The sequence below is a fragment of the Bacillota bacterium genome, from assembly GCA_023511835.1.
Lineage (GTDB): Bacteria > Bacillota > Sulfobacillia > JAIMAT01 > JAIMAT01 > JAIMAT01.
Genome location: JAIMAT010000006.1, coordinates 25,461 through 38,678 on the forward strand (window position 1 = coordinate 25,461; position 13,218 = coordinate 38,678).

At 72.0% G+C, this 13,218-nt stretch carries 10 protein-coding genes; 6 read left to right on the forward strand and 4 right to left on the reverse strand.

The genetic code is table 11. The features are described 5' to 3' along the window. The first annotated feature begins 99 nt into the window (after positions 1-99). From uraA to K6U79_02245, 3 genes are all read left to right on the forward strand, one after another. Positions 100-1,422, forward strand: a complete 1,323-nt coding sequence (gene uraA, locus K6U79_02235) for a uracil permease (protein ID MCL6521180.1) — start codon at positions 100-102, stop codon at positions 1,420-1,422. Positions 1,423-1,503: 81 nt separating this feature from the next. Further along, a complete protein-coding gene (locus K6U79_02240) occupies positions 1,504-2,358 on the forward strand; it encodes a lysophospholipase (GenBank protein ID MCL6521181.1) in 855 nt (284 codons plus the stop codon). A 138-nt stretch (positions 2,359-2,496) separates the two neighbouring features. Further along, positions 2,497-4,152: an IS1634 family transposase gene (locus K6U79_02245; GenBank protein ID MCL6521182.1), complete on the forward strand. Its 1,656-nt coding sequence runs from the start codon at positions 2,497-2,499 to the stop codon at positions 4,150-4,152. A gap of 51 nt (positions 4,153-4,203) precedes the next feature. Here K6U79_02245 and K6U79_02250 read toward each other — a convergent pair whose 3' ends face one another. The 4 genes from K6U79_02250 to K6U79_02265 all read right to left on the reverse strand — a co-directional run bounded on the left by K6U79_02250 (position 4,204) and on the right by K6U79_02265 (position 9,103). Next, positions 4,204-5,607 (reverse strand): SpoVR family protein, encoded by a 1,404-nt coding sequence (locus K6U79_02250; GenBank protein MCL6521183.1) that lies wholly within the window; start codon positions 5,605-5,607, stop codon positions 4,204-4,206. Continuing rightward, positions 5,604-6,794 carry a DUF444 family protein gene (locus tag K6U79_02255; GenBank protein MCL6521184.1) on the reverse strand — a complete coding sequence of 397 codons (1,191 nt, stop codon included), beginning with the start codon at positions 6,792-6,794 and terminating at the stop codon, positions 5,604-5,606. Before K6U79_02255 ends, K6U79_02250 begins: the two co-directional genes overlap by 4 nt. 25 nt (positions 6,795-6,819) lie before the next feature. Further along, positions 6,820-8,727, reverse strand: coding sequence for a protein prkA (locus tag K6U79_02260; GenBank protein MCL6521185.1), 1,908 nt, complete (start codon positions 8,725-8,727; stop codon positions 6,820-6,822). A gap of 193 nt (positions 8,728-8,920) precedes the next feature. Beyond that, positions 8,921-9,103: a hypothetical protein gene (locus tag K6U79_02265; protein MCL6521186.1), complete on the reverse strand. Its 183-nt coding sequence runs from the start codon at positions 9,101-9,103 to the stop codon at positions 8,921-8,923. Positions 9,104-9,373: 270 nt separating this feature from the next. Between K6U79_02265 and K6U79_02270 the strand changes: the two genes are divergently transcribed. Genes K6U79_02270 through K6U79_02280 form a run of 3 tightly spaced genes read left to right on the forward strand, consistent with a single transcriptional unit; the run spans position 9,374 to position 13,218 of the window. Next, complete coding sequence (locus K6U79_02270; GenBank protein ID MCL6521187.1) at positions 9,374-10,849, forward strand: HAMP domain-containing protein; 1,476 nt, start codon at positions 9,374-9,376, stop codon at positions 10,847-10,849. Then, positions 10,846-11,355, forward strand: a complete 510-nt coding sequence (locus tag K6U79_02275) for a chemotaxis protein CheW (GenBank protein MCL6521188.1) — start codon at positions 10,846-10,848, stop codon at positions 11,353-11,355. Before K6U79_02270 ends, K6U79_02275 begins: the two co-directional genes overlap by 4 nt. 3 nt (positions 11,356-11,358) lie before the next feature. After that, on the forward strand, positions 11,359-13,218 hold the full coding sequence (locus tag K6U79_02280) for a chemotaxis protein CheA (protein MCL6521189.1): 1,860 nt from the start codon (positions 11,359-11,361) through the stop codon (positions 13,216-13,218).

Sequence of the window (13,218 nt, forward strand, 5' to 3'; positions counted from 1 at the left end):
GATGCGCGAGGCGTGGAACCCGGACGAGGACGTCCGGGCTTTTTTGTGCCCGGAGCGGGTGCAGGGAGAGGCGCTCCGGTCCCGCGGGGAGGGAAGGTGATGGGCACGCGCAGGATCCTGATGCCCGAGGAGCACCCGCCGCTCGTCCAGGCGCTGCCGCTCAGCCTGCAGCACATGTTCGCCATGTTCGGGGCGACGGTCCTGGTGCCGTACCTGGTGGGCCTCGACCCGAGCATCGCCCTTCTGGCGAGCGGCGTGGGGACGCTGATCTACATCGTCAGCACGCGGTTCCAGGTCCCTTCCTACCTGGGCTCGAGCTTCGCCTTCATCGCGCCGCTGATCGCCGCCTCCAAGGCGTACGGCCTCCCGGCGGCGCTGGGTGGCGGCGTGGCGGCCGGACTGGTCTACGTGCTGGTGGCGCTCCTGGTCTCGCGCCTGGGCAGCGAGTGGATCCACACGCTGATGCCGCCCGCCTTCGTCGGCGCCATCGTCATCGTCATCGGGCTGGGGCTCGCGCCCACCGCCATCGACATGGCCATGAAGAACGCCCGCGGTGCGACCGATCCGGGCGCCATGCTGGTGGCGGCGGTCACCCTGGGCGTGGCGCTGGCCGTCTCGGTTTTCGGGCGGGGCTTCCTGTCGGTGGTGCCGGTGCTGACGGGCGTCATCGTCGGCTATGCCTTCGCGGCGGCGCGGGGGATGGTGGACTGGGCGCCGGTGCGGAGCGCGGCCTGGATCGGCCTGCCGCACTTCACCACGCCCGCCTTCAGCCTGCCGGCGGTGGCGCTGGTGGCGCCGGTGGCGCTGGTCACCCTGGCGGAGCACATCGGCCACCTCTTCGTCGCCAACTCCATCGTGGGACGCGACTTCTTCCGCCGCCCGGGTCTGCACCGCTCGCTGTTGGGCGACGGCCTGGCCACCATGGTGGCCTCCTTCCTGGGAGGGCCGCCCAGCACCACCTACGGCGAGAACCTGGGCGTCATGGCCATCACCCGCGTCTACAGCGTCTCGGTCATCGGGGGTGCCGGGTTGCTGGCCGCGCTGCTGGCCTTCGTTCCCAAGCTGGGCGCCGCCATCCACGCCATCCCGCAGCCGGTGATGGGCGGCGTCTCCATCCTGCTCTTCGGTACCATCGCGGCCTCCGGCCTGCGTATGCTGGTCGACGGCCGGGTCGACTATAGTAACCAGAAGAATCTCATGCTCTCCTCCGTCACGCTGGTGGTCGGCTTGGGCGGCACGGCGGTCGACCTGGGGCGCTTCCACCTGGAGGGGATGGCGCTGGCCACCGGGGTGGGGATCCTGCTCAACCTGGCCTTCCTGGCTGTGGAGCGGCTGCGCGGCCGGGAGGAGGAAGTCGGGCGGGAGGCCGTCACCGGGCCGGCGGAGGCGCTGCCGCTGGGCGGCGGGCTGCGCCGGAGCTGACCTCCCGCTCCGGCCGGAGCGGCCGGTCGCCCCGCGCTCCGCCGCCGGCGGGCGGAGGGGCGGGGGGCGAGGACGACGGCGCTGCCGAGCGGTGGCGGCCACCGGCTGCGGCCCTGGCAGGGCTTCGAGCCGGACCGCCTGGAGACGTTCCGGGCCGAGGACGGCACGGTCCTTCTGCTCCGGCGCTGGCAGGGACGGGGGGGCCCGAGGGGCGACATCCTCCTGCTCCACGGCGCCGGGGCGCACGGCGGGCTCTACGAGCCGCTGGCCGCCGAACTGGCGACGCGCGGCTGGTCCGTCTGGCTGCCGGACCTGCGCGGGCACGGGGCCTCGGGCGGCCGCCGCGGCGACGTGGAGCGCTTTGAGGTCTATGCGCGCGACCTGGCGCCGCTGGCCGGCAGGCTGGCGGCGCCCCGCTTCCTTTGGGGCGAGAGCATGGGCGGCCTGGTGGCGCTGGAGCTGGCGCTGGAGCAGCCCGGGGAGTGGAGCGGCCTCGTCCTCAGCGCTCCGGCGCTGGTGCTGATCCGTGCCATGAGCCGGCCGCTCCGCCTGCTGGGGCGGCTGGTCACCCGCCTCGTGCCGCGCCTGGAGGCGCCGCTGCTGGGACGCGGGGAGATGCCCGGACTGCCGGCGGGGACGCTGGGCCGGCAGTTCACCCTGCGCTGGGGCATGGAGGTGATGCGGGCGGGCGAAGAGCTGGTCGCCCGCCTGGAGCAGCTGCGCCTCCCCTCGCTCTGGCTCCTCCCGGGCGACGACCCGCTGGTCGACGAAGAGCGGGTAGCCGCGCTGGCGCGGCGGCTGCCCGGCGCCACGGTGCGCACCTACCCGGGCTACCCGCACGCCATCCTGACGGGGCCGGACCCGGTGGGCGTCGTCGCCTCGGCCAGCCAGTGGCTGGCGGAGCGGGCGGGCGCCGCCTCGCGGCCAGCCTCCTAGCCGGAAGTTCAGCCTGACCGAGGGGGGCGCAGCCCTTGTGGCGAGCGGGCTGAGGGGCCGTTGGCGGTTCGAAAGGTAGCCAGTCATTGTTAATCAGAACGTCTTGCATTCTCGCATGTGACGAGCTATCCTGTAGCCATGCGAGGCAGGGAGAGCGTACCCGTCCACCTGGAAACCGTCGTCAGCCGCAAGGGCGGTCGGACCTACACCACCCACCTCCTGCGCACCTCCTACCGCGAGGGCGGCAAGGTCAAGCACCGCACCGTCGCCAACGTCTCCGACCTTCCGGAGGCGGCCATCGAGGCGCTCCGGCGGGCGTTGCGCGGCGAGAAGCTGGTCGCGGTGGGCGAGGCGGTCCAGATCCTGGCCTCCCGTTCCCACGGCGCAGTGCTGGCGGTGCTGGAGTTTCTCCGCAAGATCGGCCTGGAGCGGATGATCCTGAGCTACGAGACGCCCTGGCGGAAGCTGGTGGTGGCGATGATCGTGGCGCGGGTGATCCGGCCGGGGTCGAAACTTTTCACACGCGGCTGGTGGCAGGGGACCACCCTGCCCGAGCTCCTCGACCTTCCCCACGGGGGCCGGGATACAGGCGCGCTCTACCAGGCGCTCGACGAACTGGGCGCGCACCAGGAGGCCATCGAGCGGAAGCTCGCCGAGAAGCACCTCCGCGACGGCGATCTGGTGCTGTACGATCTTTCCTCCAGCTACCTCGAGGGGCGGACCTGTCCCCTGGCCGCCTTCGGCTACAATCGGGACCTCAAGCGCGGCAAGCGGCAGTTCAACTACGGGCTTCTGACCACCCGCGAGGGCTGCCCGGTGGCGATCGAGCTCTTTCCGGGGGACTGGTCGGACCCGGTGACGGTGGACAGCCAGATCCGGAAACTTCGCGAGAAGTCCCACCTGCGCCGGATCGTCCTGGTCGGCGACCGGGGGATGCTCACCCAGGCGCGCATCGAGAAGGTGAGCGAAGCCGGCTACGGCTGGATCACGGCGCTCCGGGCGCCGGAGATCCAGCGGCTCTACGCCCAGGGGACGCTGCAACTCTCCCTTCTGGACGAGCGGAACATCGCCGAGATCGTCGACCCCCAGCGGCCGGGCGAGCGGCTGGTCGTCTGCCGGAACCCGCTGGTGGCCGAGGAGCGGGCCCGCAAGCGCGAGGAGCTCCTCCAGGCGACCGAGCGCGAGCTCGAAAAGATTCGCGAGCGGGTGGAGAAGGGGCGGCTCAAGGGGGCGGACAAGATCGGCCTCGCCGTCGGCCGCGTGATCCACGCCTATAAAGTGGCCAAACACTTCATCCTGGAGATTGGCGAGCAGAGCTTCTCCTTCCGCCGGAACCTCGCCCACATCGAGAAGGAGCCGGTGCTCGACGGCCTATACGTCATCCGCTCCAACGTTCCCGCGGAGGAGATGGACGCCTCCGAGCTCGTCCGGAGCTACAAGGACCTCCAGCACGTCGAGCGCGCCTTCCGTTCGCTCAAGACTTTCCACCTGGAGATCCGGCCGGTCTACCATCGCCTCGAGGAGCGGGTGCGCGCGCATGCCTTTCTCTGCATGCTGGCCTACTACGTCACCTGGCACATGCGCCGGGCGCTCGAGCCGTTCCTGCATCCCCAGGGGGAGTCCAGCCTGCGCGGGCTCCTCGAAGAGCTCGCAACCATCCAGCTCAACACCGCCGACATCGGCGGCACCCGGGTCGACCTTCCCACCATGCCCGACGAGCGCCAGCGACAGATCTTCGAACTCCTCGGCGTCAAGCCCCCTGTAGCCAGTGCCAGCAAATCGCCTGTGGCCTGAAATCCTTGAGCCGCCTATGCCAGAGGCCTGTCCCACCCACTGAACTTCCGCCTAGCCGCTCCGACCGCGGCGGCGCGGCTCCTCCTGGCCCTCCCAGACCAGCTCCAGCTCCCGCCCCTCGGAGTCGGCGGTGACCAGGCGGACGGGACCCCGCCAGAGTTCGCCGATGTACTCCAGAGTCTTCTTGGCGTACTCCAGGTCGAGGCCGGAGACGTGGCGGTCCAGCTGCTCGAGGTAGAGCTGGCCGTGGCGGACCTCGCTGACGGCCACCAGCGGCACGCCGTAGTTGTAGCGCGGGCGGCAGAGGAACTCGCGCACCTGGTCGATGTCGCGGCTCTTCACCTCCAGCTCCGGCTCCCGGCCCGAGGGGGCGAAGCGCGAGCGCGGGCCGTAGGTGAAGAGCTCCATTTCGTCGGCCAGCTCGGGGGTGAGGAAGTTCTGGATCAGCGAGACGTCGTCCTCCTCGCGGCGCAGCTGCCAGAGCCGCTCCGGCCCCGACTGCTCCTCCACGTCGCGGAGGATGCGGTAGCCCAGGTAGTAGGGATTGATCTGCAGGCGGGAGCCGGGCTGGACCACGGCGGCGTGCAGGCGGGCGTACTCGAGCGTCTCCTCGGGCGTCAGCCAGCCGGCCTCCCCGAGGATGCGCGCGTGCCAGTAGGTCGCCCAGCCTTCGTTCAGGATCTTGGTGGCGAACTGGGGGTAGAAGTAGTAGGACTCCTCGCGCTGGATCTCCAGGATGTCGCGCTCCCAGTCGGTGAGCGGCGCGTAGTTGGCGAGGAACCAGAGCAGGTCCCGCTCGGGGTGGGGAGGAAGCGGCGGTGGCGCCGTCTCCCGCTCCGGCGGGGCTTCCTCCTCCGGAAAGAGCTCGGCCAGGCGCTCCTCGTCCGGGTCGCGCGGCGGACGCGACGCGGCCGGGCGCCGCCCGCGCTCCTCCTCGTAGCGCCGCCGGTGGACGCCGCGGGGGAAGTCGATGTGCTGCTCCAGCGCCATGGCGATGTCCATCACGTGCTCCACCCGCTCCTCGCCCACCTCCTCCCGGTAGCGGTCGATGCGCTGGGCGTGGGCGGCCGCCTCGGCCACCATGTGCCGGTTGGTCTCCTGGAAGAGCGCGTTGTTCTTGAAGAAGTCGGCGTGGGCGGCCACGTGGGCCACCACCAGCAGGTTCTCCACCGGCCGGTTGGTCTCCAGAAGGAAGGCGTGCGCGGGATCGTTGTTGAGCACGATCTCGTAGATCCGCGAGAGGCCCATGCGGCCGAAGAGCCGGTTGCGGTTGTACACCTGGCCGTAGGACCAGTGCTGGGCGCGCGTGGGCAGGCCGTAGGCGGCCAGCTCGGCCATGATCTCCTCGGGCACCACCTCGAAGCGCAGCTCGAAGAAGTCGAGGCCCAGCGAGCGGGCCTGGTCCAGCACTTCCTGGAAACGCGGCGGAAGCGGTTCCAGCGGCATCGCGCTCACCCCTCCCGGTCGGCCAGCAGAAAGGCGCGCAGCGCCCCGTAGACGTCCTGGCGGCGGTGGACCGCCACCGCCACGAAGCGGGGGTCGCCCAGCCGGGCCAGGGCCCGGCCGAAGAGGCTCTTGGGCCGCTCCAGGCCGTGCGGCGGCTCCGCGCGCGACCCCCGCTCGCCCTCCTCGCGGCCGTAGCCGTAAAAGGAGGGGCCGGCGGCCTCCACGATCTCGCCGTAGCCCACCATGCGGCTCTCCGCCAGCAGCTCGCGCACCGCCTCCACCGCCGCCGCGTTGTCCTCGGGGAAGTTGTCGCCGTCCGAGAAGTGGAAGACGTAGTTGTTCCACTCGACGGCCGGGTGGTGGCGGCGGATGTGCTCCAGGGCGGCCCGGTAGGCGGTGGAGCAGAGGGTGCCGCCGGCCGAGCCGATGGCGAAGAACGTCCGCTCGTCGACGACCCGTGCCTCGGCGTCGTGGGCGATGAAGACGATCTCCACCCGGTCGTAGCGGCTGCGCAGGAACTGGACCATCCAGAAGAAGAAGGCCTTGGCCACGTACTTCTTGTCCAGGGTCATGCTGGCCGAGCGGTCCAGCAGCAGGTAGGCCGCCGCCTGGAAGCGCGGGCGGGGCTCCTCGCGCCAGCTGCGGTAGCGCAGGTCCTCCTCCACGAAGTCGCCCGGGCGCGGCTCGCCGCGCGCCGCCCTGCGTTTGACGTTCTCGTGCAGCGTACGCCGCTTGTCCACGTTGGCCAGCGAGCCGACGCGGCGGACCTCGTCGAAGCGGAGCTCGGGCGAGCGGCTGACGCGCCCCCGGGGCTCCAGCCAGGGCAGCGCCATGTCCTCCAGCATCAGTCGGGCCAGCTCCTCCACCGTCATCTCCGTCTCGAAGGTCAGCTCGCCCGGCGCGTCGCCGGCCTCGCCCGGCCCGCCCCCGCCCTCGCGCCCTCCCAGGCGCTCGCCCGGCTGGCCCTCCCCCTGGCCGACGCCCTGGTGGGACTGGGGGAAGCCGTAGCGGAAGCGGTAGCGGTCCAGGTAGCGAACCGGCACCCGCACCACGCGCTGGCCGTCGGAGGAGATGATGGCCTCCTCGGTCACCAGGTGGCGCAGGTTCTTGCGGATCGCCTCGCGCACCCGCTGGTCGTGCCGCCGCGCGTCGCGGATGCCGCGGCGGCGAAGTTCCCAAGGAAGCTCGGCCGTCATGGCCACCCCTCCCCGCGAAACCGGCTCACTTCTCGCGCGAGAGCAGCGAGGAGACGTACTTCAGCAGCTCGTTGGCGCAGGTGGCGCAGTACCCCTCGCGCTGGATGAGCGTCTGGACCACCTGGTTGATGCGCTTCAGCTCCTCCTCGTCCGGGTTGCGCGAGGTGACGGTCAAGCGGATGGTGTCCCGCCGCTCCTCGAAAAGCTGGCGCTCCAGGGCGGTGCGCAGCTTCTCGTGGGTGGTGTAGTCGAAGCGCTCGCCGCGGCGGTCGGCGATGGCCACCTTGCGCATGATCTCGTTGCGGAAGGCGTCCTTGCCGCTCTCCGAAACCGCCACCTTCTCCTCGATAGAGCGCATCAGGCGCTCGTCCGGCTCGCGCTCCTCGCCGGTCAGGGGATCGGTGATGCGGGTGTGTTCGAGGTAGGCTTCCACGTTGTCCAGGTAGTTCTCCAGGAGCGTCCGGATCTCGTCCTCGAAGGAGACGAAGAAAGCTTTCTGCACGTCGGTGCGCGCGATCTCGTCGTACTCGCGGCGGGCGTCGGCGATCAGCTGCTCGTACTCCTCGCGCTTCTCGCGGCTCAGCTCCGCCAGCTCCGCCACGCCTTCCTTCAGCGCCAGCAGGACGTCGATGGGGTTGACGCAGGTGGTGCCGGGGCGGGTGAAGGCGGCGGCGATCCGGTTCATCACGAAGCGAGGCGAGATCCCGTGCATCCCCTCGCCCTCGCTCTCGGCGCGGATCTTCCGCACGTCGCGCGCGCTGTAACCCTCCACCTCGTCGCCGTTGTAGAGGTGCATCTTCTTGACGCGGCTCAGCCCCGGCCGGGTCGAATCCTCCAGGCGCGTCATGACCGCGAACATGGAGGCGACCTCCAGCGTGTGCGGGGCGATGTGGACGCCGCGCAGGTTGGACTGGGCGAGCAGCTTCCTGTAGATGCGCACCTCCTCGGAGAGCTTCAGGTTGTACGGAAAGCGGACCGCGATCATCCGGTCGCGCAGCGCCTGAGAGGTCTCATCGTTGAGGAACTGCTGGTACTCCACCTCGTTGGTGTGCGCGATGACACACTCGTCGGCGTAGATGAGCGGGAAGCGTCCCGTCTTGATGTTCCGCTCCTGCGCCAGGGTGAGGAGCACGTACAGGAAGCGCGGGTCGGCCTTCAGCATCTCGATGAACTCCATCAGCCCGCGGTTGGCGATGTTCAGCTCGCCGTCGAAGCGGTAGGCGCGCGGGTCCGACTCGGCGCCGTACTCGCCGATGCGGGCCAGGTCCAGCGAGCCCACCAGCTCCGAGATGTCCTGGCTCTTGGGGTCGGAGGGGACGAAGGTGCCGATGCCGACGCGATCTTTTTCCGACAGGAAGATCCGCCGCACCGGCACGCGGTAGATATCGCCCTGGTAGGTCTCCCTCAGCTCCAGCGCGCAGCGCGGGCAGAGCTCGCCCTCGATGTCGATGCCGTACCGCTCCCGGAAGCTGGCGCGCAGACCGTGCGGGACGAGGTGGAGCGGGTCCTCGTGCTGGGGGCAGTCGGCGATGGCGTAGAGCGCCCCCTGCTCGGTACGCGAGTACTCTTCCAGCCCGCGCTTGAGCAGGATGACCAGCTCGGATTTGCCGCTGGAGGGGGGGCCGTAGAGGAGGAGGATGCGCCGCCGGACGTCCGAGCCCATGGCGGCCGCCTTGAAGTATTCGACCACCTGGGCCAGCGCCTCGTCCACCCCGAAGAGGTCGTCGGCGAAGAAGCGGTAGCGCTCGATGCCGGCCTGCTCGTCGACCTCCACGCCCCGCTCGCGGATCATGTCCCAGAGCCGCTCGTGCGCGCGCCGGGCCAGGCGCGGATCGTCGACGACCATCTGCAGATACTCGCGGAACGTGCCGCTCCAGGCTTGCTCGGCATGGGATCGGCGGTAGGCGTCGATCAGATCGAAGAGATCGTCCATGCCTGTGCACCTCCCGTCCCCGGCCCCTGCTGGCTGACCGGCAGGAACGGTTGTGCTTCAGTATTATAGGCCCGCGCCTGCGATGCGCAGCCCCAAAATCGGTATTATTCGTCAGAGCAGGCGGTACACATACTGGAAGGCCGGGAAAAAAGAGGGACTCTGCAGCAGAAACCGACGCGGGACCGCCGCGGCGTCAACGTATGGCCAGCAGTAGCGAGACCAGCGCCAGCAGCAGGAAGAGCGCTGCCAGCGGCCACCAACCCGGCTCGAGGGGACGGCCCCGCCGCGCGCGCGACGCCCGGCGGCGCGCCTCCTCGCTGCGCCGGCGCCGCTCGCGATCGCGCCGGTAGGCGTTCAGATCCCGTACGTCGCCCACGGCGCACACCCCCGCAGGATGTTCCGCCTCCAGTCTACACGCCCTGCCGCCGCTCCGGGCCGGCGCCTACCCCCCCTCCGCGCGCTTCGACATGCCCGCCCTCGCTTCGCTGTCGCCAGCTAAAGACCCGGCCGACCGATGTCGATCATGACCCCGGAGGGGTCGGGCCGCGCGGCTACGCACGTCGCGGCGGCCGGCCGCGCCGCTCCGAGCGCAGCGGGGACGCGCCGGGGCGCGGGGGGAGCAGACGTGTTGCGGAGACTGCTTCGCGTGGGTCTGGCGACGAAGATCCTGGGCGCCACGGCGGCCATGGTGGCGACGGTGCTGGCCGGCTCCGCCCTGGGCTACTGGGTGACGCAGCGGCTGGCGGCGGCGCAACCTGGCGCCGGCTGGGAGCGGCTGGGCACGGCTTGGTTGGCGGTGGCCGTCCTCGCTGCCGCGCTCGGCCTGGGAGGCGGCTGGCTGATCGCGCGGGAGGTGGTCGACCCCGTGCGCCGCGTCGCCCAGGCGGCGCGCCTGCTGGGCGAGGAGGGGCGCCTGGACGTCCGCGTGGCCCCGCGCCTTACCAGCTTCGACCTGGAGGTGCTCTCGTCCAGCTTCAACGCCATGGCCGACCGGCTGGCCGACGCGGTGGCGGCGCTGGGGGAGGCCTCGGAGCGGCTGGGCGCGGGCGCCGGCCAGATGGCCGAGCGGAGCCGCTCGGTAGCCGGCCTCCTGAAGAAGAGCCTGGAGGAGTTCGAGGCGGTCGGCCGAAGCGCCGCCGCCCAGGAGCGGGCGGGCGGGCAGATGGGCCAGGCACTGGGCGAGCTGCGGCTCGCCATCGAGCAGGTGGCCGCGGGAGCGACCGAACAGGCCCGGGACACGCAGGAGCTGAACGTGCTCCTCAACCGCATGGCCTCCCGTGTGGCCGGCATCCGCCAGGCCGTCGACGAGCTGGGCGGCGCCTACGGGCGCATCGCCGACGACGCCGCCCGCGGCCGCAGCGACCTGGAGTCGAGCCACGCGGGCATGGAGGCGCTGCGCGGCGCGGTCCTGGGCACCGCGGCCCGCGTGGAGGCGTTGGGCAAGGCCTCGCAGGAGATCGGGCGGATCGTCGAGAGCATCACCGAGATCGCCGACCAGACCAATCTTCTGGCGCTCAACGCGGCCATCGAGGCGGCGCGCGCCGGCGAGCACGGGCGCGGCTTCGCCGTGGTGGCCAGCGAGATCCGCCACCTGGCGGAGCGGAGCGGCGAGGCCAGCCGCGACATCGCCCGCCGGGTCGCGGCGCTGCGCGGCGAGACCGACGCGGTCGTGGCGGCCATGCGCGCCTCGAGTGAGCAGGTCAACCGCGGTTCGGCCGAGATCGAGCAGACGCTGGAGACGCTGGCCGGCATCTTCGAGCAGGTCCGCCGCGTGAAGGAGCCCATCGACGCCATCGCCGGCGCCGCGCAGGGCGCGGACGGCGACGCCCAGCAGGCCGTCCGCGCCATGGAGGGCGTGGCCGGGGTGGCGGAAGAGAACGCCGCCTCCGCCGAGCACATGGCCGCCTCCAGCCGCCGGGTCGAGCAAGCGGTGGAGGAGAACGGGCGTCTGGTGGCCGAGACCGTCCGGCGGCTGGAGGGGATGCGCGAGCTGCTGGAGAGGGCCGGCGGCGCGGTGGCCGAGGCGAGCGAGATGGCCGGCCAGATGGAGGAGCTGGCTCGCGGACTGGCGCGCATGGTCCGCCGCTACCGGGCGGGCGGGGGAAGGGAGGAGGTCGCATGAGCGTGCCGCTGGACGGGAGCGGCCACAGCACCGCGGAGGAGGCCGCCGCCGAGCAGGTGGTGGTGCTGGAGCTGGACGGACAGGCCTACGGCGCGGCCATCGGGTCGGTCCGCGAGGTGCTGGCCTTCCAGCCGGTCACCCGCGTGCCGCAGGCGCCGGCCTTCGTCCTGGGCGTCATCAACCTGCGCGGGCGGATCATCCCGGTGATCGACCTGCGGCGTCGTTTGGGCCTGCCGGCGGCCGAGCCGGGTCCCCTCTCGCGGATCGTGGTGGTGGAGGACGGTGAGGAGCTGGTCGGGATGCTGGTCGACGGGGTGAGCGAGGTGCTGGATGTCCCGCTCGCCCTGGTGGAACCTCCCGGGGAACTGGTGCGCGGCGAGGGAGTCTCCTTCCTGCGCGGCGTGGCGCGTCTGGAGGAGCGGCTGGTCATCCTGCTGGCGCTGGAGCGGGTGCTGGATGCCGAGGAGAAGTCGGCGGCGGCCCGCGCGGCGCACGCGGGGGCGTGAGCGGTGTCCGGCCACACCCCTTCCCTGGCGGGGTTGAGCGAGGAGGAGAGCCGGCTCTTCCTGCAGGAGGCCGAGGAGCTCCTGGAGACCCTGGAGGAAGGGCTGGTCGGCCTGGACGGGGCCGCCGGCGCCGAGGAGGTCCACCGTCTCTTCCGCGCCGCCCACACGCTGAAGGGTAACGCCGGCGCGGCCGGCCTGGAGGAGGTGGCCCGCCGCGCCCACGCGCTGGAGAGCGCGCTGGAGCCGCTCCGACAGGGGGCGCCTCCACCCGGCCGGGAGGAGGTCGACCGCATGCTGGCCGAGGTGGACGCCATGCGGGCCGAGCTCCGCCGCGCCTCGGGCGACGGGGCCGCGGACGGGAGGGAGGAGGGCGGGGAGGAGGAGAGCGAGGTCGAGGTCCGCTTCGCCGACGGGTGTCCCTTCCTCTCGGTCCGTTCCTACCAGGTGCTCCAGGCGGTGCGCGACGCGGGCGGCGAGGTGCTGGCCTCCGAGCCCGACGAGGCGGCCATCGAGGCGGGAGAGGAGTTCCAGCACCTGCGGCTGCGCTTCCTCGGCCCGGCGGAGGAAGTGTTGCGCGAGATTCGGGCGGTGCCCGACGTGGCCTCCGTCCGGCTTCTGGAGCGGCAACCGCCCGCCCGCGGCACGCGCCCGCCGGCGGGCGGCGCGCCGGCTCTCGCCGGCGGGCAGGCGGAGAGCCTGCGCGTCGAGGTCCGCCTGCTGGACCACCTGATGAACCTCATCGGCGAGCTGGTCGTCGACCGGAACCGCCTGGACGAGGCCGCCCGGCGGCTGACCGCCGCGGGGGACGGCGCCACCCTGGACGAGGTGGTCGAGCATCTGGCGCGGCTGAGCGAGGAGCTGCAGGAGACGGTGACGCGCGCGCGCATGCAGCCGCTCTCCTCGCTCTTCCGCCGCTTCCCGCGGCTGATGCGCGAGCTCGAGTCGAGCACGGGCAAGCTCTTCGACTTCGTGGTGGAGGGCGAATCGACGGAGCTCGACCGCTCGCTGGCGACGCTCGTCGCCGATCCCCTCGTCCACCTGCTGCGGAACGCCGTCGACCACGGCGTCGAGCCGCCCGAGGAGCGGCGCCGGGCGGGCAAGCCGGAGCGGGCGCGCATCGAGCTGCGGGCCTGGCGGGAGGAGAACACCATCCGCATCGCCGTCGCCGACGACGGCGCGGGCATCGATCCCGAGGCACTGCGCCGGCGCGCGGTGGAGAAGGGCTTCCTGAGCGCGGAAGAGGCTGCCCGCCTGGGCGACCGCGAGGCCGTGGAGCTGATCTTCCAGCCCGGCTTCTCCACCAGCCGCCAGGTGACGGAGATCTCCGGGCGCGGCGTCGGCATGGACGTGGTGCGCCGGAACGTGGAGCGGGTGGGCGGCCAGGTGGAGGTGGAGTCGCAGCCCGGCCGCGGGACGCGCTTCATCCTGGACCTGCCGCTGACGGTGGCCATCCTGCGCGTGCTGCTGGTGGAGGCGGGAGGCATCCCGCTCGCCGTCCCGCTGGCGGCCATCGACGAGGTGGTGGATCTGCGACCGGAGCGGGTGGAGCGCGTCGGCGGCCAGCCGGTGCTCCGCTGGCGCGAGCATGTCCTCGGGCTCACCTCGCTGGGCGCCGCGCTGGAGGGCCGCCGCAGCTGGGAGCCCGCGCCGGGCGAGAAGGGCCTCGTCGTCCGCCACCAGGGGCGGCGCCAGGTCTGGGCGGTGGAGCGGCTCCTGGGCGACCAGGAGGTGGTGGTCAAGGCGCTGGGGCGCTGGCTGGACGAGGTGCGAGGTCTGGCCGGGGCGGCCGTGCTGGGCGACGGGCGGGTCGCGCTGGTGCTGGACGTGGGCGGCGTCATGTTGGCCGCGCGGGTGGAGGGGTGA

Bases quoted from the DNA above. Each gene is read 5' to 3' on its own strand.
- uraA (MCL6521180.1), top strand. From the start codon at position 100: ATGGGCACGCGCAGGATCCTGATGCCCGAGGAGCACCCGCCGCTCGTC.
- K6U79_02245 (MCL6521182.1), top strand. From the start codon at position 2,497: ATGCGAGGCAGGGAGAGCGTACCCGTCCACCTGGAAACCGTCGTCAGC.
- K6U79_02255 (MCL6521184.1), bottom strand. From the start codon at position 6,794: ATGACGGCCGAGCTTCCTTGGGAACTTCGCCGCCGCGGCATCCGCGAC.
- K6U79_02260 (MCL6521185.1), bottom strand. From the start codon at position 8,727: ATGGACGATCTCTTCGATCTGATCGACGCCTACCGCCGATCCCATGCC.
- K6U79_02275 (MCL6521188.1), top strand. From the start codon at position 10,846: ATGAGCGTGCCGCTGGACGGGAGCGGCCACAGCACCGCGGAGGAGGCC.